The sequence below is a fragment of the Frisingicoccus sp. genome (assembly GCA_016298055.1).
In the GTDB taxonomy this organism is placed as follows: Bacteria; Bacillota; Clostridia; order Lachnospirales; family Lachnospiraceae; genus Frisingicoccus.
The window spans coordinates 1-23,595 of sequence record JAEDDO010000016.1 but is presented as its reverse complement, the minus strand read 5'-3'; the positions used below and the strand labels follow the sequence as shown (position 1 = coordinate 23,595).

The following is a 23,595-nucleotide window of genomic DNA, read 5'->3' as shown; positions in this document are numbered from 1 at the left end:
TTCTACTTCATTGTCAGAGCTATGTCTATTTCATTTTAGGATCGGAATCATATCCCGAAGGAATTTGCGAAACTAATTATACGTTATCAGAACAAATCCACAGGTTTCCGAAAGGATAGTTCTCTCCTCTCAATCATAAAATATCCGGTAATCAGAACAAAGCAATTTACCAAAGGTACTGCTAGACTCTGCAATACCTTTGAAACAATCCACAAAAGCTCTGGAAAAACAGCAAATGCTGACACGCCACCCATATCCTCATTGAAATAGTGAAGTGTAATAATTCCCAGCATTGAAATAATTCTCAATAATTCAATATTTGATGCTCTTTCATTCGGTTTTGCCATTAGTCAACCCTGATACTTTCAATCTCGTGAAAAAATATCTCTTGTATAAACCTTTTCTTTGACATCCTGCAGCGCATCATCATAGCGATTAGCTACAATTACATCTGAACAACGTTTAAATTCTTCAAAGTCCTTTATCACCTGACTGCCAAAGAAACGTTCCTCCTGCAACGTCGGCTCATAGATAATAACCTCTACACCCTTTGCCTTCAAACGCTTCATCACGCCTTGAATACTACTCTGCCGGAAATTATCAGAGTTGGATTTCATTGTCAGACGATAAATGCCAATCACAACCTGCCTGCCCGGTGTCCCATCACGACCTGCGCTGCCAGAATAATATCCAGCTTTTTCCAAAATACGTTCAGCAATAAAATCCTTTCTGGTACTATTAGAATCAACAATAGCCTTAATCAAATTTTCCGGCACATCCTTATAATTGGCAAGAAGTTGCTTGGTATCTTTTGGCAAGCAGTACCCCCCATAACCAAAGGAAGGATTATTATAATGCGTGCCAATTCTGGGGTCAAGACCTACACCTTCAATAATCTGTCTGGTATTTAAACCACGACTCTCTGCATAGGTGTCCAGTTCATTAAAGTAGCTGACACGCAGAGCCAAATAGGTATTGGCAAAGAGCTTCACTGCCTCAGCTTCCGTAGAATGCATGATAAGGGTCGGAATATTTTCTTTCAACGCACAATTTTGCAATAACTGCGTAAAAAGTTCAGCCGCTTTTTTCATCTCATCATCATGTTCGGGTATTCCTACAATGATTCTGCTAGGGTAAAGATTATCATACAGTGCTTTCCCCTCGCGCAAAAACTCTGGACTGAAAATGATTTTGTTTGTGTCGTATCGGATTCGAATCTGCTCTGTATAGCCAACCGGAACTGTTGACTTGACCACGATAACGGCATCACGATTAAATGAGCGGACAATTTCGATTACCGACTCAACTGAGGACGTGTCAAAAAAATTCTTAACCGGGTCGTAATTCGTTGGTGTAGCAATAATAACAAAGTCAGCATCTTTATAGGCTTCCTGCGCGCCTGTGGTTGCCACAAGATTTAGCTTTTTGTCTGCCAAATATTCTTCTATCTCTTTGTCTGCAATCGGCGATTTGCGCTGATTAATCATATCTACCTTCGCCTGCACCACATCGACTGCTTTCACTTCATATTTCTGAGATAAAAGCACTGCATTGGACAGACCAACGTATCCTGTTCCGGCAATTGCAATTTTCATCATTTTAAACTCCTGTATTTAGGTATATTCTAAAATACATCATTCTTGATCAAAAAGATCATAATATGTCTGCAAAATCCCATCGTCCAGTTGCATTTTACGATGCAGATTAGCGCTTAGTTGCTGACGTTTCTCCCCATCTGAAGCAAGTTCAAAAACTGCTTGGAAAATGTCCTCAGCATCCACGTTTGTCATGATGCAATCACTCCCAGGAGTAAACTGTTCCCGCATACCACAGACATCGGTGACAACAATCGGCTTCTCCAGAACCTGGGCTTCAATCGTAGTTGTGCAAAATGCTTCATAATAGGATGGCTGGACATATATATCACATAATGCCATATATGGATACGGATTATTCTGGTTTCCCATTAGGATGATTTGATTTTCCAACCCTCGTTCTTTTGCGCCATTGCGCAGGAACTCATCCAGATCACCACTGCCAACCCAGTACCACTGGAATGCAACACTACTGTCCCGCAGCTTTTCAGCTACATCCAGCAAAATATCCGGTCCCTTCTGGTGAGACAGACGGCCAACCGTTGTGATCTTCAATACTGCATCTTCATGTTCCGTTTTCACAGGAATCTTTGCTTTTGTCCGGATTTCCTCTTTATCAACTATGTTATAAAGAACTTTGATTTTATTTTCTAGGTCTGGAAACGCATCAATTAAAATGTTCCGGTCATCCTCTGACACAGCAATAATAGCGTCCAACTTCGGATAATATTCCTGATCCAGAGGATAATGTTCATCCTTTACATATCTACCCTCATGATGCCACATATACTTACGATCTGCATCTACACAGTCGATTACATAGTAAGGAACATAACCGGTATGTGCATAAGCGATTGCTATATCATAGTGCTTTTCAGGTGCTTTAAAAAATCTCCACGGCTTGTGTCCCCATTTATTTACTATGCGAAACACTACATACTTTAAGTAAGCAAACAATCCTGTTTTTTTCTCCCGAAAAGCATTTACAGTATCGGTTGTATTCATGACATAATCAAATGGTTCCAGCATTTGGACATCTGCGTGAAGTGCTGAAAGCAGAGCGTATTCTGGGTTCATGGGAAGAACATCAATTTCATATTTTGTTGTATCAATTACGTTCAGCAGATTGATCATACATTTTTCAATTCCGCCAATTCCAAAGCCGTAACAGCAAAAGAGAATTTTTTTCTTCATAATAACGCGTTCCCTAAAACTTACTTTTTCCGTCTAAACATATGACGAATTGGCCCTGTTTTCTCAATAATGGTGTATTTAGTCGTTTTCATCCACTGATTCCAATGCTTTTTATTCAACAGCCCCATCTTTTTTGAACGGCGTACATATTCAGTTGGGATTTCATCCGCATAAGGAACAAACTGGTTTGGCACACAAAGGAAGCGGTCTGTTGTCTCCGGGGCGATGCAGACTTCCATATTTCGCTTCTGAAAATGCACATACATATATTCTTTTTTTACCCATTCGCCGTGTTCTCTGCGCCATTGATACACACGACCATCTTCCCAACTGGCGAAAGTTGCCTGCTTCTCTATCACCCATTTCCGGTCAGCCAAATGGTCATACTCTACTTGCAGTGTAACTCGACGGAAATTTTCTTCATAGGCTTCCACATCAAAAAAGTCATTACAGAACCAGATAGTTTTACCCTCATTAACAAAAATATCATTGATATTAATCTGAAACCACTCCGTGAAAGAAAAATGGTCATTTGAAGACAGAACTTCCTTATACCGCTCTCTGCCATAAATTGTCTTCATAAACAGGGTATTGATCTCTTTGGTATTATGATACAGTGTCAGGTGTCCAAGATGTCCAACCTTATCATACTGAGTTATAATTTCATCTGGCAGGAATTTACGAATATCACCAAACAGCATGTCAATATCACTATATCCCCAATAATCATACCCTGTCAGATAATCGCTGAACAGATACCCCGTCATAACCTTGTAGTCGCATAACTTGTAAGGGCTATCTAGCGCAATTTCAAAGTCAAACTTACTTTGAAACAGTTTTTTCAACTCTTCAAATGTCATCTGAATACGATGAACATTATCCGGGTAAGGATGCTCCTCTGCAATATCTGAAAAAATCAGCCAATCAATGGTGGGATTTTTTTCGCATGATTTTAAAAACAGATCAAAATAGTTTGGGAATTTTCCGTAATACGGAATTACAATACCAATTTTTGTCATATTCTTCTCCTGTGTTTCAGTCTATAAACTGTCTCCAACGCCATCATCACACAGATTGGGCATTGAATATAGGACGCAATTTCCCTTGTACTATGCTTTTCCATCAGATCACAATAGAATATATAATATTGTTTTAATCTGCGTTTCAAACTATAATTCATAAAGCGCATCATTTCAGCTTGCCACAAACCATATCCTCTTGGACTACGAATCAGTGTCTGTGACATAACATCAGTTAATCCGCCTTCCTGGTGTTCAAAGACATAAATAACATCATTAAAACAGCGAATTTTCAGTCCATCATGTGCCATTCGGTTCCAGACGACTGCTTCAGCAATAAATTTTTCGCCTTCAAATTCTGGAAATTTATAGGTTCGATACACATTTGTATAAAACACCCAAGCACGATCTGCTCCGATATACTCTTTTCCATTATCTTGATAACGCTGGAACAAAGAAGCATCATAATATTCTCCCGGAAGCCTTGGATTGCTCAATTCAACGGAATTATAACCCATGCTTCCAGCCAATCCGCAGAACCCCCCATCCTGAGGTATTGTCCGCTCCCATATATCTATTTTTTCGAGAGCATCACTTGTCAATGCGTCATCTGAATCCACTGTGAAAAATAATTCACCTACAGCCAAATCCATTGCATAATTAAGTTCTTTCATTTTTCCCTTATTTTCCGCATACACATAACGGATTTTAAAAGGATTGTCCTCTTTCATCCATTTCAGAAAAAGCTGATCCGTATGGTCAGAAGAACCATCATCAATCACTAGCCATTCAAAATCATGAAAGGTCTGCGCTTGCAAAGAGCGGTATAATTTTTCAATAATATGTGCCCGATTATACGTCGGGGTAAATACTGTAATCCTCATTTACTTCATTTCCCTTGCAGGTCATATTTATGGTTAATTCCTGTTTTCTTTTCATAAATTCCTCGCACCAAACGATACAGCCCCGGCATATATGCTACCCCCAAAACCATGCCTTTCAGTTTTCTACTAATGTTTTTTTCTCTTAATACGCTTCCGGCTTCAGATTTGAGCCGCTGTCTGAATTCCTGCCGCAGCTTTGACCAGTTCTGCTGAGTTGCATTTTGAATGATTATACGGATATATTTTTCATAGGCAGCACCATACAATGCATCATTTCCTTTACACCGTTCCAATATCGTTGAAGCTACATAAAAACGGTCACGATACTTCTTTTCAGACATCACTGAAGTGGTTGCAGAACCTTCTCGCAACATATAATGATATTTGGGCACATCCGCAAAGTAAGAATTTTTTGCCAGCATAAACAGCTCAAAATTACAGAGTAAATCTTCCGTTTCCTGCACGCCCACAGGCAAACGAACTGTCTGAAAAAGTTCTGCCCGATACAGCTTGTTCCACAGTCCAGGCTCAATCATCGTACCGGTAAGCAGTTCATACACGCCCTCGTCGTTATTCATCAGGCGTTCTATACCTGTATTATAATAATAATCTATGCGATTTGGAAACACCATCTGGTACCCGCAATGGGCTATATCTACTTTTTTTTTGTCCAGCAGATTTGCTAAGAACGCAAACATATCGGGTTCAACTAAATCGTCTCCATCAGTAAAACCGATATAATCTCCCGTCGCAAGATCTAAGCCATGATTTCTGGCAGCAGATACCCCCTGATTCTGCTGATGAACAGCGATAATCCGACTGTCTTTTATAGCATAGGCATCAAGAATCTCTGCGGTCCGATCTGCGGAACCATCATCTACAACGATGATTTCCAGATTCTGATAGCTCTGAGCTAAAAGGCTATCAAGACACCTTCCCAAGTAATCCTCTATATTGTATGCCGGCACGATAATGCTAATCTTTTTCTTTTCCATACTTTTGCCTTTCCAGAAGCAGTTATCGAAGTTTAGACAGAAATCTGCTTGCGATTCCAAAAGGATTAAAATGCTTTCGCTCAATGTCTATAACTTCATAGTGCTCTATACTGTTATAGGTGTGGAGTCCTGTCCACGCATGATTCTGTGTGACAACAATGTCGTTCGGATGCAGGTGTAGAAGCTCCGGCTCTATACCGTTTTCACATAGCCGCTCTGGAATGAACTCACTAAAAATCATTGCACCACCATAATGTTTAGAGCAATCTTGGGATACTCGAATTTCATGTCCATCCACAAGAAAGAAATTCCCACCAGATCTGGAGTATTCTGTATGGCGCTCCTTAATTTCGACCTGAGAAATCAAGTCACACTGATCGTTAAACTTGAGCAGGTAATCAATATGATTCTCCTCCTCTGAAACATCTGTTGTTACAGCAGACAGAACACCATCCCACCTGAAAAAGGTCGTATCAACCCAGTCAACATTCTGTGCAATGATTTTTTCCAGCTTCCATTCATCAGGAAACGTGATAGCATGATACAGCCTGAGACTATGCCCTCCGCTACTTTCCGGAATCATATAAATTTCATTGCCCATTTTGAATAGGTTGGGATAGGACATATGAAATGACTCACGAATTATGACCTTCCAACTTGTCCACTTTCCGTCACGAAGAGAAGTGTAACCAAGTCCGCCCTTTCGTTCAATATAATCAAACAGCTCTGCAAAAATATACACTGTGCCATTGTGTTCAAAAAGAAATGGATCTGCTGCCCATGTACGCCATGTGTTAGGGATGATCTGAAAAGGCGTTGTTCTATCCTTTAGAATGCTTCCTGTTCCAAGATTCCGGACGGCCACATTCCAGCCACCCTCTAAGATATGCGAAAAATAATTTCTCATATAGTTACTTCCTTGCCAGTCCGCGTAATTTATAGTAAATCGGCGCTAGAAACTCCTTTATCCGAATTTGAATCATCTTGATTTTCGATGTTTCTTTAATTGAACTTCCTGTGCATTCATTGACAATACGCACCATATCTTCCGCAAGTTTATAATAAACAGGCTTCACATAATGATTAAAATGGTCATAAAAACAGCTTTGGCCTGTTAAATATCTGTTAACGTCCATAAGCTGAATGCCATCTGTTGATGCTGCCCATTCTCTGATTGCATCATTTATGCGCTTATGAACAATATGTCTATCTTTATAGGCTTCAAATGCATTCTTTTCGTAATAAAGTTCTCCACCAAGCATAACTACCAAAATGCAGTCATCCTTTAAGCGTCCTTTAATAAATTTGAGGTTTTCAACAATGCGCTCTGGAGAATTTCTTCCAATATACTCATACTGCTGTGAAAACTGTTCCAAGATTTCTCTTGTGAAGTGAAAACCACAGCAATTGTATTTTCCCGCAATAAAAGCATCCCAATTATTTGGATCTGTCAATGGATAGAGATATTCCATAAATGCAAAACGCTCACCAGTTTGTTTGCGCTGATATACACCTAAATTCGCATCTGTCAAAATACTGATAAATACAACCTTATATGGATTTTTGAAAATTTTATCACTGTACATTCCAATATCAACAAAAGGAAGTTCATCTGTTATACATTTCTTCTGTACTTCAGAAAGTCGATATGCTTCCACAATATTTGTCGTATGACCAGCAGATTCAACAACCAATCCAGTATCCGTTGTGTATGTAAATTCTGTATCAAAAAGTTCTGTCTGTGCAATATAAGGGTAAATCTGAAACAGATCGCAAGGTCCTTTTACCAGAACCATATGTTCGTGCAGACTTCTGATCTTCATTTTTTCAGCGTGTACTGCTTCAACATTCTGGTTAATCCATTTGGGCGGCTGCTCAGACGACAAATCACTGATGACTTCCCCTATAATGTTCAATTTGGGACGATTTAGATAATGATAAGTATATTGTTCTATTCCCATTCCAAGCGTTCTGCACGAAAACACAAAATGGGCTAATGCACCATCCTTTAGAGCGTAAAAACCAACAATACCATAATCTCCAAACCGATCAGTAACCGAAACATACCCGGTCTCCACCATAGGATCATTTAATAAGCCCTCAAGTTCCTGCATGGAGCTTCTGACCTTTGTAAAGTTCAACTGATTGGATCTAAGAATCAAATCATGGATTCTTTCAATCTGCTCCTGACAATTATGCTCGATTTTTACACAGATATTGCTCTTCATCAAAAAAGCTTCATTTGAACTATATTGAGCTTTTTCCTGTCTTTTCTCCTCTAAAATTCTATATTGAGCAAGCCGCTTATGTTCTAAATCCAGCTTCGAAACCAACATTGTATCCTCGAGCAAATGAGGAATTATTTCCGGGCCTTCTGTCATAATATCTGGACAGAAATATCGCACTTCTTCACGATTTGATGGATTATCGTCCAAAAACAGAACATTAGCAGAGCGCAACTGCATATCTTTTATTAACTGCTTGACTCTATTCCCCTTTGCTTCCCAATTGACAGAGGAAAAAACAAAATAATCCAATAACTTTTCTTCTTTCAATCGCTCTTTTATCGGTTCCCAATCATTTTTACTACAAATAGAATTAACTACACCAATGTCAGTTAGTCTCTCTATCAGTTTTCTGCATATATCAGGGATTATTATCTCTCCCTCTGAAAAGGTTCCTACCCAAAAAGTATCATCTAAATCCCAAATGACTAACTTGATTTTGTCAAATTGATACATACTTACTCCTTATATCATGGCAAAGAAAACAATAACTCTTCCACCGCACAAACTGTATTTTCTGTACAAAATATTTTTCCACGTTCTACAGCTTTTTCACGGTAGCATTTCAGTTTTTCAGGAGACTGTATAAGTGTTCTTAGGCCTTGATACAACGCCACTTCGTCGTTTTCCGTAATAACACCATATTCACAATTCTGACCGAGAAGTTCACGCATACCGGAAACCTGTGTAGTAATCACCGGAACTCCAAGAATCAGCGCTTCTGTAGTTGCCGTCGAGAAGCCCTCAGAAAAAGAACTGCACACAAATAAATCGCAGTGCGTCATATAGCAGTAGGGATTTGCCTGATAGCCAAGCAGTGTAACACTGTCATTTACTTTTGATTCAGCAATCTGAGATACCAGCTTTTCTTTTTCACTACCTTCACCCAAAATATAAGTATGAACCGGATAGCCATCCGCTCTTAATCGTCGATGAATAGAGATCAGACGGTCAAATCCCTTCACTGGAATCAGGCTACCCATAGCACAGAGCTTTATCTCATCTTTTTTGAACAAATTGTCCGGTACAGGCTTTTCCGCAGCCTGCAAAATATAGTCACTCTGGTTTGTGTTGTAAAGCACAACGCCTTTATCATTCAGCAAGAACAGATTCATAAACGCAGTCTGCACATCTGCTGATACAGACACGATTTTATCAAAGGAATCATAACACTGCTGCGCTTCTCGTTCCGAGCGAAATAATCTGGCTGCATCCTTCTTTGAGCAATACGTTCGATGAATCCAGCACAGTTTTTTTGTATTCGGATCATCACATCCGCTGATAATTCTGGCAGTTTGACCCTCCAGATAGGAGATTGCAACGTCATAATGCTCTTTCACAAAGCACCGGTAAAGCTGCTTCGGCGTAAGTAATTTTAACATATGAGCAATGCCTGGAAATGAACGGTTTAGACAACTTTTATATGTAATGCCATCCGCCAAAAACTGCTTGTTCACGCCTTCATCGTAAAGCGTCATAACAGTAATATTAAATTTTGAATGATCCATATGGTTGACCAGATTGACCAGAACCTTTTCAGCTCCGCCGTGGCCAAGATTTGGAATCATAAATAATATACTCTTCATATTTATTTTCTTCCTAATCTTCTCTTATGGAAATAATCATAAATACTGTCCGGAAGGATCAATTTTAGCAGTTCAACAACAGCATTCTTAATAGCATATATATACATCCACATTGGTAGATGAACCATCCGAAATCCAAGGAAAGTCGCATAGATACCATTCAATCTCGCCTGGGGGGTACGCCTGTGAAGTGCATTTCGATCATCCCTCATTTTATATAAGGATTCCTGAATGTTATAACCTCTGTAACCCTTTGCATAGAATTTATACCAAAGATTATAGTCCTCAACACGAAGCAGACGCTTATCTTCTGTATATCCTTGAACATCCAGAAATGCCTCTCTGCGAATCATACAAGGAGCATGACAAAACATCGGTACATGCTTTGGAAAATCATAAACCTGAGGAGTTTCGAGTGTTTTAATGCACCCCCACTCTCCGTTTTCATCAAAAGTTACCATATGTGAACTTACGATAGCATATTCAGGATGCTGGCTTAATACATCAACTTCTTTTTCAAAGCGTTCAGGAATAGATATATCATCTCCGTCCATACGAGCAACATAATCTCCATCCGCCAATCGCAAACACTTATTTAACGTACAGTTTAGACCAAGGTTATGTTCATTCCGAATTACAATGAAATGCTCTGGATATAATTCTTCATAATGCTTAGCCACAATATAAGTATCATCCGATGATCCATCATCGCAGATAATCAACGTCCAATTTGCGTAGGTTTGAGTTAAAATAGAATCTATAGCCTCTGGAAGTGTGTCGGCACAATTATATACACCCATTATAACAGATATTTTTTTTTGATTTTCAAACATCTTATCTTCCTCGAATTACCTGAATTATGGCAAGCATGCTATACACACCAATTGCAGATTTCCTCTTTGCCAACATAAAAAATACTTTCCAATGCATCGGCATTTCTTTTGTGCATAATTGTTTCACTGCCGCATGATAGGTGCTATCTGTCAGTATATTTTGTATTATTCTAATTTTCTTTGTAGCTCCGGCATCTTTGGCCATTATGTTAATTCCCAATTGAACTAAGTTAAGCGCAATTCTATTATTCAAGGCAACTGTAAATGTTGAATCTAACTGTTTCTCCACAATATGTGTTTTTAATATAGAATATAAGTACTGATATTGCTTCCAAAGATTTTTATTATATACAGCAGTAACAGATTCCTGATTGTCTCGTCTATAATGATAAAGATATTCATTCATAAAAAATGCACTTTTCACATAAGAGAAATATTCAAGGTTAAAAAGCCCATCCTCATAAGTTCCTGTCTTCCGAATATCATAAAAATGAATGTGATGTTCTTCAATTAAATCACGTCGGTATAGTTTACCCCATACAGTACACAAAGCATCTGCATTTTCCGGTTTCGAAAGATCATGCCCTGATACTCCAACCATTCTTCGATATAACAAATCATAAACCTGCTCTGAATCGAATAAAACATCCGAATCAAAAATATGCTTCTTTTTTGACCCCTTTTTACTCTCTCTGATATATGACCACATTACTACATCAACTTGTTTCTGTTTTAAAGTTTGTAACGCAACCTCACAAGTTTTGGGCTCAATCCAGTCATCACTATCGACAAATAGAACGTAATCACCTGTTATATTCTTCAACGCAAAATTTCTGGCATAAGATACACCTTCATTTTTCTTTTGAAAACATATGATTCGGCTATCTTTTTTTTGTAATTCCATCACAATAGAGAGAGATTTATCAGAAGAACCATCATCAACGCAGATTATTTCTATATTTTGATAAGTTTGCTTTAAAACACTTTCAAGACATTTGGTAAGAAACTTTTCGCTATTATATACAGGAATAATCACAGATATTTTAGCCAATTCCATATATCAAATCCCCCATGTTAAAACGACCTGATAATAATAGTAAATCAGATATAAAATGATCATCAGTCCATATATTATTTTCGAAGACTTCTTAGTGAATACTTTTTCTATAATCCAAGGTAACAAAATATAGTTATACAGAGAAAAGTAAATCGGAATTCTGCCTATAAACAAACCACTGGAAAAAGCTGACAGAAAATAGGCTGAAAAACACGCTACAGACATATTCACAGACAAATTAATTATCGAATCATTTGCTGCATCTATTCTCCGTCGGAATATTAAAGCCAGAAATGCAGGAATGGAATATACTATTACTCGTAAAATACTTGTTCCTGCCGTAGAAAGATACTGATCCACTTCTCCCTTGTACTGTGTGTTTTCCATTATATCTGTCAATACATCCGTAAACTGATCGATAAACGTAACAGTAAGCAAAACACCTATCAACATCAGAATCGTTTTCCTGTTTAACGCTTTTCCCTGAACAATAAAGATAACTGGCAGCATCAGAAGAGCAGATGCATGAATCGTCGAAAGAAGAAGTATCAGTACAATTACTGGGATATATTTTTTGTGCATGATTAATCCTGCACATGCAAACAGAATTGCAACTGCCAAAAACTGTCGTATTCCATTATACGTCCACTGTATATAATCGGCTGAAGCTATGAATAGAAACATAGACATCATAAAATTACAGGAATATTTTTTATAAACAAAAACAACACATAAAATACAGATTGCCGCAATAATAGTAAAATATATAGTTACTTCATTGCCAATAATAGATTTAAGGAATACCGAAAAATAAGTGAACCCTTTATCCTTAGCTTCATCTGTCAGATAATCACTTACACCCGATAAAGATGATGGCAAGTTTTGAAATGCCGATTTGTATACAGATGTATCTGAAAACCCCATATTCTCTCTGGTACCTGCAAGATAAATCATTGGTAATGCAATCGCCAGCACAGGAATCCATGTATATCTATATTCTGTTACACCATTAATTTTTACAGGTTTAAGCATTCTAGCTGAAGTTGTTAGCAATCCAACAACAAAAACCCACAAAATCAAATACCATTGATACATGATTTTTTCTCCCTGATCACAACACTCTGATAAAGCTTTTCCATTTGATCAAGAACCGCTTTCGTGCTGTATGCCTGAATCTTAGCAAGATTATGTTTCTTCATATTTTCAAGGCCACCTTGATTGTGAATGACTAATTCGATAGTGTCAGCAAATCCCTGAACATCAGAAGGATCTACCAAATATCCCCCCTTAGTCTCATCAATCAAATCAATATTCCCCCGAATTTTTGATGCAATAATAGGTAGACCGCATGCCATTGCTTCCATAATTGCTACTGGTAATCCTTCTTGAAGTGAGGCAAACAAAAACAAATCTGCTGCACTACAAAGTTGATAAATATCTTTTCTGAATCCGAGAAAATGTATTTGTTTTTCTAAGTTTAATGATTTTACTTTTGCTTTTAGTTCGTCTTCCTGTACTCCGTCTCCGCAAATAAACAGATGGAATTTAGGATTATTTAATCTTGCAACAGCTTCAATCAATACGATATGGTTTTTACGTTTGATCAGCTGTGCTACAGAGATCGCAAAAAAATCATTTTCTTTTAACCCTAGCCACTTACGAACAGCTTGTTTCTCTTCATTGGTTACTTCTTTAAATTTCCCCAAATCTAAACCAACTCCATTTATAAGTGCTACACGCTTGGCGTGAAAAGATTTCGCATACATGTAATCTTCTTGATTCATTGTAATTAGCAGATCTGTTCGCCGAGAAAGGATTCGTTCAATTGGATAGTAAACTGCCCAGTTAACAAATGGAGCTCCCTTATAAAAGTGAAATCCATGTGCAGTATATATTACCTTAGTCCCATGCTTTCTGGCCGATCCAGCAGCGAGTCTCGTTATCACTCCCCCCATTGGAGTGTGGCAATGAATGATGTCATAATGTTCACAGTCTATTAACTGTTTTAACTGTTTGTAAGCATCCAAATTTCCTTTTTTCAGCGGAGCACGCTCAAAAGGTAAACAATAAAAATTATCACAATATGGGATTATGCATTCGCTTTTATCTTTATAATCATTATTAGCTGCCACATCTACCTGCCAGCCCTGATCATGAAACCATTTAATAAACGGTTTGTGGAACATATTGATATGTAAGCGCACTACCGTTGCAACAAATAAAACCTTTTTCATACGTTTTCTCCAAACTCAATATGGATATCTGTTGACCGCATCAACTCTGCATAAAGAATGTCCCACTCACTTCATCATCAATAGCTTTTTGTACTATTTCGCACATTTTTCGAACATTCTCTTTGACTGAATTTTTTCCCAAAAGGCTACTCAGTTTTGTATGAACAATCTTCGGTAACCGAAGAATCACAATTCTAAATTCATCAGACTCCCATTCCTGTATTTTTCTCTCACCAGCAAGTTTTGACTTCGCATAGTCAGAGAGTTGCAAATCATGGATTTCATCAGAATTATTTATTTTTCCTAACGAATCTGTGCTTAAATAAAAAAACTGTTTAACACCATACTGTCTTGCAACACCGGCAGTATAATAAGCTAGATCGCAATTTACTTCACGATATGTATTAGGATTACATCTTTCTTTGCCTGGTTCAATTCCAGCCGCCTGAATAACAACATCCACGCCTGTAAAATCAATGATCTCCGGATTAATCCCAAGAAGATCAAATTCTTCAACACTATAATTTGGCTTTGATTTTAACCAAGAGGCAATCTGGCTTCCAAGATAACTTCCATAACCAATTATAACAATTTTTTTGCTCATATAATTCTCCTTATATCCAGACATTTCCTACAAAACGTATCCATACCATCCGTAAACTGTCCAACACAGAGTGATATAACACCACTTATAAAATCACAAAAGAATTTTCTGTTCCATGTCTTCACCTAATTCAAATCATCAAAATTTGTAACAATAAACTGTACATTATCATTGTCAATCAAAACAATGGCCAATGTACGACATACTCTTCTCTGTCACAAATAAGACAATACAAACGTAATAGATATCACTCAATGCTCTCGGATTACGTCCTGTGATTAAGATGGATATATAGCAGTTTGCAATAGCAAACTGCCGAAATTTATATACTAATGTGAATTATCATCACATTTTACCTTTAACTCTGTCAGTTCTTCTATTGATTATAGCACTTAATATCCTCTTTGCCAAACCTTTTCTAGCAATAATGTCAATTTCTTCAATATATTTCTGCAATTTATACTCTTTTTAACAAATTTTATGCAAATACCCGAATGTTTCGACATTATTTCTGAAAAACATTTTACAAAAATAAGATTACCAACTATTGTCCGCTGTCTTCGAGTATTCTCATCATCTGTTCCTTCAGTTCCTCCGGTAATTCAGACAGCTTTTTATTCTCAAGCGCGTTTTTAACATCTTCTGTTACCTCCGGCTCCAGATAAAATCGGTGATAAATGTAGCACTTATGGCTGCAATATTTCCGATTTTTGTTTCCATACGAAGTAAACTGTTTTCCACATTGCTTACAGGTGATTATGTAGGTTGCTTCCGGTGAATGGTGTAACTCTTCGGGATGCTCCCGCCACCATGCCCTCCGGCATGGATCACAGCAAAAGTATCGTCTTCGTCCTGTCTTGTTCTGTATCAAAGTTTTTCCGCACTGGCGGCAGACCATTTCCCTTGACATCTGTTTCATTTCCATACACATCGACCTCATTTCGGGTTATTTTGACACCCCTATATAAACTCTGGTCAAGATCGATGTCAAGTTAATTTGTTCTGGATTTTTATATGAAAGTGCTATATAATTTACTCACAAAAATCGTCCCTGTTTTTTCATACAATAGCCCATCTGTCCACGATTTTGAGGTGCTACAGTTTCCCCCTGTGTTGCGCAATTCAGTATAGCCATTATATGTATGGGCATGTTGAGACGGTTGTATTGATGTCAAGAGTAGAGGAATAAAGTGTGAAAACCTGTTATTTCCTGCATTTTTGGCTATATTTGCTGACATCCAAATCACCAACTTACCTGCCCGAAAGTGTGTGAGAGAATATATCTGCCCAAGCGGAAAACTGGCAGAAAAACTGAGTTAGTGAATTGGATGTGACGGCTTAACAGCAGTTCAGCACACCCGACTATTTGGAAAACTGAGTGTGCGGAAAGGATATTGCCAGTTATAGATAGACTTCAACTACCAATTTCCAAAGATAAGGGGATAATAATATGATGCTTGAAACGATTCTTTCAAAGTGCGATGCTCGTTACGAGAGGCCGGATTGTGAACAGTGTGTAGATTGTTCGTATGGAGGTTGTTGCCCACGTGATTGCGAAAAATGCCTAGACTATATTCATGACCCAAGCCATGCACCGGATGGAGCTCCAGAACGAAAATATGATTGTACTCACATGGCTGATGTCTACACCTGTAAATACTCTTGCCGTTACACATCTGAAATAATGTACGCTCTTGAAAGATGTATAAGCTTACACGATTTGAGTGATTTTAAGGTTCTCTCATTTGGCTGTGGCCCGTGTACAGACTTGTTTGCAATTGACGCTTTGCGAGAGAACAAAACTCTTATTTATGATAGAATAGAATATCGAGGCGTTGATTATAGTGAGGATGTTTGGCATTGGGTTCATGGAGATATAAAATCCATGCAAACCCTAAAGAGTCGCTTCAAATTCTTTTATAAAGATGCGTGCGAGTTGATTCATGAAATTGCAGAAGGAACTTGGACACCAAATCTCATTGTATTTCAGTATGTATTTTCTGATATGCAGAAACATTCTTCTCGTGCAGATATATACGATTTCATAAATACATTTGCCGAGTATTTCAATTCGAAAGTTGCTCCCAATACGTACATTGTTCTCAATGATGTCAACTTGGGGCGTGATTATGGTGGTGGAAGAGAGTATTTTGATTTACTGCTTAATAAATTAGAAAATGTTATTTATAATAAAGGGCATTTTCATAATGATCATGGAAAAGGGTATTATGCCAGCGGATATCCCTATGGAAAAGAATTTCCAGAAAACGCTAATCGATTTGATTTGTCTCCTTGGAGAAGCTATTCTCCATTTGATACCTGCGCAAGCGCGCAAATGATAATAAAGAAGGTGGTAAAAGAATGATAATAAGTGCCAGTCGAAGAACGGACATTCCAACATATTATTCTGACTGGCTTTTTAACAGGCTTAAAGAAGAATATGTATTGGTCAGGAACCCGATGAATATCCATCAAATAGGCAGGATAAATCTGTCACCCGATGTTGTTGATGGAATTGTTTTTTGGACAAAAAATCCAGTGCCTATGCTGAACCGTTTGTCGGAACTTGAAAGATATAATTATTACTTTCAGTTCACATTAACAGCTTATGATAAGGATGTGGAGTCGAATATTCCATCCAAAAACAATATAATAATTCCTGCATTCCAACAATTATCTAAATCAATAGGAAGAGAAAAGGTCGTCTGGCGATATGACCCAATCTTCTTCAATGATAGATATACAGTGGAATACCACTGCAAATATTTCAAGGTTCTGGCAGCCAAATTAGGAGAATATACGGAAAAATGCACCGTGAGTTTTCTCGACCTCTATCGCAATACGGCAAGAAATACTCAGCCGCTTAAAATCCATCCAGAGGCAAAAGAGCAGCAAATAGAACTGATGCAAAGGTTTTCTGAAATCGCAAAAGAGTATGGTTTCTATATAGACACCTGTTCTGAAGCAATCGAACTTGATAGATTTGGAATAACACATGCTCACTGCATTGATAGAGAACGTTTTGAACGGATAGGAAAATGCAAACTAGCTGTAGGAAAAGACCAGAATCAGCGGCCAGAATGTGGTTGTATTGCTAGCATTGATATTGGAACATATAACACATGCAAAAATGGTTGCCTTTATTGTTATGCCAATTATAGCCATAATACAGTCATGCGAAATACTCAGGTGCATAATCCTTTATCCCCTCTTCTTTTCGGAGAGGTTGGCCCTGACGATGTAATAAAGGAACGTAAGATGGTATCACTCAAGGAATGCCAGCTTACATTGTTCGATTCAATGGAATAAGCAATAGCCCTCCTGACCATCAATCAAATGGTGGGCAGGAGGGCGTTGTCATCTCTATTCAGTTATTCCACTTCAATATCCACACTGATTCCGGACTTCAATTCGACCGTGTACTTGTCGGGCCAGACGGTAATTTTTCGCACCCAGCGCTTTACAAACGTTTCATCAAATCCCGTCAGTTCGGCAGGCTGGCTACGGATAAAATCCTGAAGCGCTGTGATGCGCTTAATTTGTTCGTCTCTGGAACCGCAGGCCCGTCATAAAAAAATCTAACGAATAGTGCGCTGAGTGACTTTTGCCTCTGGTAGGTAATTTACATTACGACTCTGTGTGATAGGTTTATCTTTCCAAGGGGATACTGTGCTACCATATGAATAGCCAAGATTATCGCATACAGTTTTGTGCCTTGCAGGGTTATTGCGGACAGATGGAGACACTCTAATCCATGAATGGACAGGTTTACCCATTTGCTTTGCTGCCTCGACTAAACGTTGTGCTGCAATGTGTGCTTCTGGAGAAACGCCGTTATCCCAGCCAGGCAAATCAGTATTGAAGTGAGTTCCACATGCACCAATCATATGTTGATGTTCGTCCCAATCAATCTCAAATTCAACCTCAGCAATGCGATAATCATCATCTTCAATATAAATACCAACAGCGCTCAGTTCTTTATTGTCTACTGCTTTAAGAAGCTTTTTTATATCGCGTTTTGGCATGTTTGCGCAAGTCAAAAACAGCTCAAAATGATCATCAATTACACCTATTCTCGTCCGAGTGTAGGTGTATGGATTTGTATATGTATTAATCAGAATCACCCTCCAAGTCTACAGACGGTTGCGCAGTAAAATCTTCTTCTGCATTTTTGCCTAGATTCTCTCTAACCACAAGCTCCCATGGAATATTTTTCGTCATCTTACAATACTGAGAATACAATTCTTTGCGATAATCGTCATTTGTAAGAAGATGCTTAAAAATCACATTATTGGCAAGCGCAGATAACTGCTCTATTTTTTTGCTCACCATCAAATTGGAAAAAAATGAAATTTTTTCTGATGGATATGAATCTACGAACATTTCTGCAACTTCACAGCTTTCTAAAGAAAAAATAGATGTCACTATGGATATTTTTTCTTCTCGAGTAGGTTCCCAATCAAATCGATTTGCACGGCCCTCTCTTATAAGAGGCTTATATAGGCGATCAAAATTATTTCCAGTAAAAAATATTGGAACTCTGTTCACCGAACCAACATTTTCAATAAAATGCGGATTATCAGCAATATGCATAAGGAAAGCCAATATATCTTGATGATTGACTGTTCCTGTATGGTTTTCCCACTCACCCAAAGTTGTATCAATATCATCAATTAGTAGTACAGCAGGTACGCCCTTAGACATTGAGGCAGATGCCTCAATGTACTTTTGCTGAAGTAGTTTAGCAGGCTCTCCAGCGCGATCACTTTCGAGATCGGCGGCACTAATTGAAAAAATAGAAATCTCTACCGCATCTAAGTAATTTCTTAGCTGATATGTTTTTCCCATGCCAGGTCGACCAACTATGGCTAAAATTAAAGGATAATGCGGAATATCAAGCATATTCCCCAACATATGTGCATCTACCATTGTAATAAAGCGTTCAGGAATTACCATACCTTTATCTCCTATCGCTTGGCTTTGTTGCTCTTGAGTGCGCGATTTCTTCATCAAGTCCATCAAAAATCTTAGAAACATCAAATTCTTCCACCTGCTTTTTTGAAACAACATCACCACAAATAGAACTGCTGGATATTATAGGCTTTGTAACATCAACAGATCCTGTGTTTTCGCCAATAAAAATAATTGTATCAGCATTTATGGTATAGTTGCCATCTGTTCTCAACTGTTTTAAAATTGCTTGTATAATCAATCCAAGATTATTGACGAGCACAGTATTCCCAGATGCAAGAGTCTGCACCTGTTTTTCAAGATCGGAGACCTGAATTTTCAGTTCTTTCTTAGACGGACCAAGCTTCTCCTTGACCCAAGAAATTCCTTCGGAAATAATGGGTAACCATTGTTCACTAATTGCCATATTATCGTCTCCTTAGATGATGCCGATTATGCCTTTGATTATATTTATAAGTATAGCACATATTTGGGGAGACGAACAGTATTATCCGAGAAAAAAGTCGAAAACAAGAGAGACTTTATTAAACAGCGTCTACACGAGATCATGCCAAAATGGTGCACCAAATGTCGCTAAATAAAGGGCTTTGTTATTTTACATCAATATCCACACGGATTCCGGACTTCAATTCGACCGAGTACTTATCGGACCAGACGGTAATTTTCTGCACCCAGCGCCTTACTAGGGATTCGTCGAATTCCGCCAGGTCTGCGGGCTGGCTGCGGATGAAATCCTGCAGGTCGTTGATGCGCTTCAGCTGCTCATCGCGAGCAACGGTATCGACGTCGGTCTGCTGCTTCAGCTCCCGCAGCCGGAAGATTTCGTCGGCAATCTCATCGTAGGCTTCCTTGCTGTTGGCCTTCTTGAGAAGCTCCTGCTGAAGTTCCAGCAGCTTCTCATCAATGGTATCCGCTGATGCGGTAGCCGAGGCACGAATGACGGCTGCGACGTTCTGCTGCAGCTGTGCCTGATACCCTTCCCGGTCACCCAGCAATTCGTTCAGTGCAGCAACTACCACCCGTTCCAGTTCCTGCTCCTTGACCGTCCGGGCATGGCATTCCAAGCCGGTTGCTTCCAGCCTGCTGATGCAACGCCATACGATGGATTTGAAGCCGCGATTGTTCCAGTGGATTCTGCGGAACATTTCACCGCATTCTCCACAGATGACAATCTGTGAAAAGCAGTGGTTACAGCTGTAGGTGCGTTTTTTGCCGTTGGCGCTCACCTTAACAACTCGCCTGCGCACCAGTTCTTCCTGCACCCGCATAAAAATATCTCGCGGAATAATGGCCTCATGGTCGTTCTCCACATAATACTGCGGGACAATGCCGTTGTTCTTCACCCTGGTCTTGTTCAGAAAATCGGTGGTGTAGGTTTTCTGCAGGAGAGCGTCGCCAATGTATTTCTCATTGCGGAGGATCTTGTTGATGGTGCTGGTGTGCCATTTGGTTTTGCCAGCACCAGTCAGAATGCCATCACGCTCCAGTCCGGCGGCGATCTTATCCATGCTGAAGCCTTCAAGGTATTCCCGGTAAATGCGTTTCACCACTTCAGCCTGGGCAGGATCAATGATCAGATGGCCTTCCGCATCCTTTGTGTAGCCGAGAAACCGATTGTGATTGACCTGCACCTGTCCATTTTGGTAGCGGAACTGCAAGCCCAGCTTCACATTCTGGCTCAGAGACTGGCTTTCCTGTTGGGCCAGCGATGCCATAATTGTAATCAGAACTTCGCCTTTGGCATCCATCGTGTTGATGGACTCCTTCTCAAAATAGACCGGAATATTCTTCTCTTTGAGCTGGCGGATGTATTTCAGGCAGTCCAGTGTATTGCGGGCAAATCGGCTGATGGACTTGGTAATAATCATGTCGATGTTTCCTGCCATACACTCCCCTATCATGCGGTTGAACTCCTCGCGCTTTTTGGTATTAGTACCGGAGATTCCGTCGTCCGCAAATATTCCGGCAAATTCCCACTCCGGATTTTTCTGAATGTAATCTGTGTAGTGTTCTACCTGTGCCTCATAGCTTGTCGCCTGCTCATCGCTGTCGGTACTGACACGGCAGTATGCTGCGACTCGGAGCTTTGGCTTTATATCCTGCTGTCGGGCGGTGTTTCCGACCTGTCGTTTTGCCGGAATAACCATTACATTTCCCATTATGTTGCCTCGCTTTCTATCAAGCTGTACAGGTACTCAGCCTGTTTTGCTGGATCATCGTAAAATTCCTTGATTGTCCCAAGTGTGAAGGTTGTCGGTGAGGTTTTCTTGACCGGCGGCTTTATGCGATTCGTGCGGCCCAGCTTTTTTGCTCTGCGCTGGCGCTCAAGCATCGCTTCTGTGAAGGTGTCCACATCGATAATTGCCGGGTAAAAATCATCGCCCATATAATGACGATTTTCCATCATGCGCTTGACAGTTCCATGATAAGTATCGATGCCGGCTTCTTTGGCGGCTGCCACCATGGACATTCCGCTCAGGTAGTTCTGGTAGAGCTGTCGAACTTGCTCAGCTGCTGCCTTATCGATTATAGCTTTACCTCCCTGAATCCGGTATCCAAATGGTGTATATGCCATTTAATCACCAATCCTTTCTCGAAAAGTAAGACCGCATTTCATGACAAAACCGATTTTCTGTCGGGAGTACACATCAATGTGGTCAACAAATCTTGCAAACAAAATATCGTCAAAGGCTGTCAGCATATGTTCCTTTTCTGTAAAGTGCAGCAGGCGCTCTGCTTCCCTAACCCGTGACATGTCTCCGGTCATGTTCGTTCTCAATGCCTCGATATCTGCCCGGAAACCGTCAGCCTGTGACAGGAGTGCATTGTTTTCTCTGTTGTAGAGAATCTGGTCAATATACCCTTGCGCCATGAGCTTGGTCAGGGTTTCACGCTGCTCGGTGTTCTGCTCCAACAGGTGCTCCAGATGCTGAATACGGTGCAGGTTTTCGTCACTGGAATTCTCCTGAATGGCCTTCAGGTACGGTCTCAAGACCAGCTTGTGGCTGTAGATAAGTTTGTTGAGCATGGTAACAAAGGCCAGCTTCAGGTCATCATCCCGGATGAAAAGCATGGAGCATTTATCCTTGTCTTGGATGTGGGTTGCGCAGCACCATGCTACATATTTTCCACCGATACTGCTGTGAACTCTGCGCTTAAAACTGCCACCGCATTCGCCGCAGAAGATTTTGCCGGAAAAAGCGTATCGATTCTGGTATTTTCGGGAACCTTTGACTACACCCTTTTCAGCTCTGCGCTGGGCTATAATGGCAGCAGTCGCTTCAAAGTCCTCTTTGCTGATGATGGCTTCATGATGATTTGCTACCATATACTGATCCTTCTGTCCCACGTTCCGATGGCGATTAAATCCGGAATCTGTGTAGGTTTTCTGGAAGATCGCATCACCGGTATATTTCTCATTGGCCAGCATTCCCAGAATGGTAGTTGACGTCCAGTGACTCCCCTTCTTTGCCGAGATACCATCCGCGTTCAATCCGGCAGCGATCACATCAGCGCCCTTGCCGGAGAGTGTTTCCGCAAAGATACGCTTTACAATCTCAGCCTGCTCCGCATTGATAACCAGATTCGTTCCATCCCAGTCATAGCCATAGGGCGGGTAGCTGAGCTTAAATGTGCCATTCTGGAAACGGCGCTCCACAGACCATTTGCTGTTCTCGGAAATGGATACCGATTCGGATTCCGCCATACTGCTGAGGATCGCAAGAAACAGCTCGCTTTCCATCGATCCGGTGTTAAGGTTTTCCTTCTCGAAAAAGATGGGGATGTTGAGAGTTTGCAGCTTTCGCACCAGTTCCAAGCAGTCCGTTGTGTTTCGGGAAAACCGGCTGATGGACTTGGTGATAACGAAATCTATTTTTTTCGCCTCACAGTCCGCAATCAGACGCATCAGCTCAGGACGCTTCTCCTTCTTGGTTCCGGTGATGCCCTCGTCGTAATAAAGCCCAGCAAATTCCCAGTCATCACGAACAGTGATATAATTTTCATAGTGGTTTTTCTGTGCTTCCAGACTTTCCAGCTGCGCATCGCTGTCAGTGGAAACGCGGCAATAAGCGGCCACACGGAGCTTATGCTTTGGTGGCCGCGCTCCCTGCACACCTTCGATTTTGCTAATCCTTTTCATGGTCGTTCACCTCCTTGATCAGTGTCACATTTTAGCTCTAAAATCGTGTATTATCAACGAATTTCAGGCATAATCTCCACCCAAAATGGCGAGAAAGTTTCACGATTTATACGCGTTAAATTGTTGAATTCTGACAAGGAAATATAATGGTCTCATAAATTAAGACACTTTTTCGTACAGATTTTAATGAATCTGAT

23 protein-coding genes are annotated in these 23,595 nt (G+C 39.9%); 2 read left to right on the top strand and 21 right to left on the bottom strand.

What is annotated here, in order from left to right; translation table 11 throughout:
• Positions 1-86: 86 nt before the first annotated feature.
• The 15 genes from QZZ35_RS02845 to QZZ35_RS02775 form a co-directional block, all read right to left on the bottom strand.
• Positions 87-347 carry a hypothetical protein gene (locus QZZ35_RS02845; RefSeq protein WP_291236076.1) on the bottom strand — a complete coding sequence of 87 codons (261 nt, stop codon included), beginning with the start codon at positions 345-347 and terminating at the stop codon, positions 87-89.
• Positions 348-365: 18 nt separating this feature from the next.
• Positions 366-1,595 carry a nucleotide sugar dehydrogenase gene (locus tag QZZ35_RS02840; RefSeq protein ID WP_291236077.1) on the bottom strand — a complete coding sequence of 410 codons (1,230 nt, stop codon included), beginning with the start codon at positions 1,593-1,595 and terminating at the stop codon, positions 366-368.
• A 39-nt stretch (positions 1,596-1,634) separates the two neighbouring features.
• Entirely contained in the window at positions 1,635-2,789 is a 1,155-nt protein-coding gene (locus tag QZZ35_RS02835) for a glycosyltransferase (RefSeq protein ID WP_291236075.1), read from the bottom strand.
• A gap of 20 nt (positions 2,790-2,809) precedes the next feature.
• Positions 2,810-3,808, bottom strand: a complete 999-nt coding sequence (locus QZZ35_RS02830; protein ID WP_291236074.1) for a DUF6625 family protein — start codon at positions 3,806-3,808, stop codon at positions 2,810-2,812.
• Positions 3,805-4,692, bottom strand: coding sequence for a glycosyltransferase family A protein (locus QZZ35_RS02825; RefSeq protein WP_291236073.1), 888 nt, complete (start codon positions 4,690-4,692; stop codon positions 3,805-3,807). Before QZZ35_RS02825 ends, QZZ35_RS02830 begins: the two co-directional genes overlap by 4 nt.
• Before the next feature lie 5 nt (positions 4,693-4,697).
• Positions 4,698-5,687: a glycosyltransferase family 2 protein gene (locus QZZ35_RS02820; protein ID WP_291236072.1), complete on the bottom strand. Its 990-nt coding sequence runs from the start codon at positions 5,685-5,687 to the stop codon at positions 4,698-4,700.
• A 22-nt stretch (positions 5,688-5,709) separates the two neighbouring features.
• Positions 5,710-6,594, bottom strand: a complete 885-nt coding sequence (locus QZZ35_RS02815) for a glucosamine inositolphosphorylceramide transferase family protein (protein WP_291236071.1) — start codon at positions 6,592-6,594, stop codon at positions 5,710-5,712.
• A gap of 4 nt (positions 6,595-6,598) precedes the next feature.
• Positions 6,599-8,428, bottom strand: coding sequence for an HAD-IIIC family phosphatase (locus tag QZZ35_RS02810; protein ID WP_291236070.1), 1,830 nt, complete (start codon positions 8,426-8,428; stop codon positions 6,599-6,601).
• A gap of 14 nt (positions 8,429-8,442) precedes the next feature.
• Positions 8,443-9,558: a glycosyltransferase gene (locus tag QZZ35_RS02805; RefSeq protein WP_291236069.1), complete on the bottom strand. Its 1,116-nt coding sequence runs from the start codon at positions 9,556-9,558 to the stop codon at positions 8,443-8,445.
• A 2-nt stretch (positions 9,559-9,560) separates the two neighbouring features.
• Positions 9,561-10,391, bottom strand: a complete 831-nt coding sequence (locus QZZ35_RS02800; protein WP_291236068.1) for a glycosyltransferase — start codon at positions 10,389-10,391, stop codon at positions 9,561-9,563.
• Position 10,392: 1 nt separating this feature from the next.
• Positions 10,393-11,448 carry a glycosyltransferase family 2 protein gene (locus QZZ35_RS02795; RefSeq protein ID WP_291236067.1) on the bottom strand — a complete coding sequence of 352 codons (1,056 nt, stop codon included), beginning with the start codon at positions 11,446-11,448 and terminating at the stop codon, positions 10,393-10,395.
• Positions 11,449-11,451: 3 nt separating this feature from the next.
• A complete protein-coding gene (locus QZZ35_RS02790) occupies positions 11,452-12,543 on the bottom strand; it encodes an EpsG family protein (protein ID WP_291236066.1) in 1,092 nt (363 codons plus the stop codon).
• Positions 12,525-13,682 carry a glycosyltransferase family 4 protein gene (locus QZZ35_RS02785; RefSeq protein WP_291236065.1) on the bottom strand — a complete coding sequence of 386 codons (1,158 nt, stop codon included), beginning with the start codon at positions 13,680-13,682 and terminating at the stop codon, positions 12,525-12,527. The genes QZZ35_RS02790 and QZZ35_RS02785 overlap by 19 nt, the downstream gene beginning before the upstream one ends.
• 40 nt (positions 13,683-13,722) lie before the next feature.
• Positions 13,723-14,286 (bottom strand): NAD-dependent epimerase/dehydratase family protein, encoded by a 564-nt coding sequence (locus tag QZZ35_RS02780; protein WP_291236064.1) that lies wholly within the window; start codon positions 14,284-14,286, stop codon positions 13,723-13,725.
• 544 nt (positions 14,287-14,830) lie between these two features.
• Positions 14,831-15,211 (bottom strand): hypothetical protein, encoded by a 381-nt coding sequence (locus QZZ35_RS02775; protein WP_291236063.1) that lies wholly within the window; start codon positions 15,209-15,211, stop codon positions 14,831-14,833.
• A gap of 525 nt (positions 15,212-15,736) precedes the next feature.
• Here QZZ35_RS02775 and QZZ35_RS02770 point away from each other — a divergent pair.
• The gene (locus QZZ35_RS02770; protein ID WP_291236062.1) at positions 15,737-16,651 is read left to right on the top strand and encodes a hypothetical protein; all 915 of its coding nucleotides are present in this window, start codon (positions 15,737-15,739) and stop codon (positions 16,649-16,651) included.
• Complete coding sequence (locus tag QZZ35_RS02765; RefSeq protein WP_291236061.1) at positions 16,648-17,595, top strand: DUF1848 domain-containing protein; 948 nt, start codon at positions 16,648-16,650, stop codon at positions 17,593-17,595. The genes QZZ35_RS02770 and QZZ35_RS02765 overlap by 4 nt, the downstream gene beginning before the upstream one ends.
• A gap of 269 nt (positions 17,596-17,864) precedes the next feature.
• Here the strand turns inward: QZZ35_RS02765 and QZZ35_RS02760 are convergent, their stop codons facing one another.
• The 6 genes from QZZ35_RS02760 to QZZ35_RS02735 all read right to left on the bottom strand — a co-directional run bounded on the left by QZZ35_RS02760 (position 17,865) and on the right by QZZ35_RS02735 (position 23,398).
• Positions 17,865-18,410, bottom strand: a complete 546-nt coding sequence (locus tag QZZ35_RS02760; RefSeq protein ID WP_291236060.1) for a hypothetical protein — start codon at positions 18,408-18,410, stop codon at positions 17,865-17,867.
• Positions 18,397-19,242, bottom strand: coding sequence for an AAA family ATPase (locus QZZ35_RS02755; RefSeq protein ID WP_291236059.1), 846 nt, complete (start codon positions 19,240-19,242; stop codon positions 18,397-18,399). Before QZZ35_RS02755 ends, QZZ35_RS02760 begins: the two co-directional genes overlap by 14 nt.
• Before the next feature lie 4 nt (positions 19,243-19,246).
• A complete protein-coding gene (locus QZZ35_RS02750) occupies positions 19,247-19,663 on the bottom strand; it encodes a hypothetical protein (protein WP_291236058.1) in 417 nt (138 codons plus the stop codon).
• 184 nt (positions 19,664-19,847) lie between these two features.
• Complete coding sequence (locus tag QZZ35_RS02745) at positions 19,848-21,416, bottom strand: recombinase family protein (RefSeq protein WP_291236057.1); 1,569 nt, start codon at positions 21,414-21,416, stop codon at positions 19,848-19,850.
• A complete protein-coding gene (locus QZZ35_RS02740; protein ID WP_291236056.1) occupies positions 21,416-21,832 on the bottom strand; it encodes a hypothetical protein in 417 nt (138 codons plus the stop codon). Before QZZ35_RS02740 ends, QZZ35_RS02745 begins: the two co-directional genes overlap by 1 nt.
• Positions 21,833-23,398, bottom strand: a complete 1,566-nt coding sequence (locus QZZ35_RS02735; RefSeq protein WP_291236055.1) for a recombinase family protein — start codon at positions 23,396-23,398, stop codon at positions 21,833-21,835. It abuts the gene before it with no gap.
• Positions 23,399-23,595: the final 197 nt, after the last annotated feature.

Bases quoted from the DNA above. Each gene is read 5' to 3' on its own strand.
- QZZ35_RS02845 (WP_291236076.1), bottom strand. From the start codon at position 347: ATGGCAAAACCGAATGAAAGAGCATCAAATATTGAATTATTGAGAATT.
- QZZ35_RS02840 (WP_291236077.1), bottom strand. From the start codon at position 1,595: ATGAAAATTGCAATTGCCGGAACAGGATACGTTGGTCTGTCCAATGCA.
- QZZ35_RS02835 (WP_291236075.1), bottom strand. From the start codon at position 2,789: ATGAAGAAAAAAATTCTCTTTTGCTGTTACGGCTTTGGAATTGGCGGA.
- QZZ35_RS02830 (WP_291236074.1), bottom strand. From the start codon at position 3,808: ATGACAAAAATTGGTATTGTAATTCCGTATTACGGAAAATTCCCAAAC.
- QZZ35_RS02825 (WP_291236073.1), bottom strand. From the start codon at position 4,692: ATGAGGATTACAGTATTTACCCCGACGTATAATCGGGCACATATTATT.
- QZZ35_RS02820 (WP_291236072.1), bottom strand. From the start codon at position 5,687: ATGGAAAAGAAAAAGATTAGCATTATCGTGCCGGCATACAATATAGAG.
- QZZ35_RS02815 (WP_291236071.1), bottom strand. From the start codon at position 6,594: ATGAGAAATTATTTTTCGCATATCTTAGAGGGTGGCTGGAATGTGGCC.
- QZZ35_RS02810 (WP_291236070.1), bottom strand. From the start codon at position 8,428: ATGTATCAATTTGACAAAATCAAGTTAGTCATTTGGGATTTAGATGAT.
- QZZ35_RS02805 (WP_291236069.1), bottom strand. From the start codon at position 9,558: ATGAAGAGTATATTATTTATGATTCCAAATCTTGGCCACGGCGGAGCT.
- QZZ35_RS02800 (WP_291236068.1), bottom strand. From the start codon at position 10,391: ATGTTTGAAAATCAAAAAAAAATATCTGTTATAATGGGTGTATATAAT.
- QZZ35_RS02795 (WP_291236067.1), bottom strand. From the start codon at position 11,448: ATGGAATTGGCTAAAATATCTGTGATTATTCCTGTATATAATAGCGAA.
- QZZ35_RS02790 (WP_291236066.1), bottom strand. From the start codon at position 12,543: ATGTATCAATGGTATTTGATTTTGTGGGTTTTTGTTGTTGGATTGCTA.
- QZZ35_RS02785 (WP_291236065.1), bottom strand. From the start codon at position 13,682: ATGAAAAAGGTTTTATTTGTTGCAACGGTAGTGCGCTTACATATCAAT.
- QZZ35_RS02780 (WP_291236064.1), bottom strand. From the start codon at position 14,286: ATGAGCAAAAAAATTGTTATAATTGGTTATGGAAGTTATCTTGGAAGC.
- QZZ35_RS02775 (WP_291236063.1), bottom strand. From the start codon at position 15,211: ATGGAAATGAAACAGATGTCAAGGGAAATGGTCTGCCGCCAGTGCGGA.
- QZZ35_RS02770 (WP_291236062.1), top strand. From the start codon at position 15,737: ATGATGCTTGAAACGATTCTTTCAAAGTGCGATGCTCGTTACGAGAGG.
- QZZ35_RS02765 (WP_291236061.1), top strand. From the start codon at position 16,648: ATGATAATAAGTGCCAGTCGAAGAACGGACATTCCAACATATTATTCT.
- QZZ35_RS02755 (WP_291236059.1), bottom strand. From the start codon at position 19,242: ATGGTAATTCCTGAACGCTTTATTACAATGGTAGATGCACATATGTTG.
- QZZ35_RS02750 (WP_291236058.1), bottom strand. From the start codon at position 19,663: ATGGCAATTAGTGAACAATGGTTACCCATTATTTCCGAAGGAATTTCT.
- QZZ35_RS02745 (WP_291236057.1), bottom strand. From the start codon at position 21,416: ATGGGAAATGTAATGGTTATTCCGGCAAAACGACAGGTCGGAAACACC.
- QZZ35_RS02740 (WP_291236056.1), bottom strand. From the start codon at position 21,832: ATGGCATATACACCATTTGGATACCGGATTCAGGGAGGTAAAGCTATA.
- QZZ35_RS02735 (WP_291236055.1), bottom strand. From the start codon at position 23,398: ATGAAAAGGATTAGCAAAATCGAAGGTGTGCAGGGAGCGCGGCCACCA.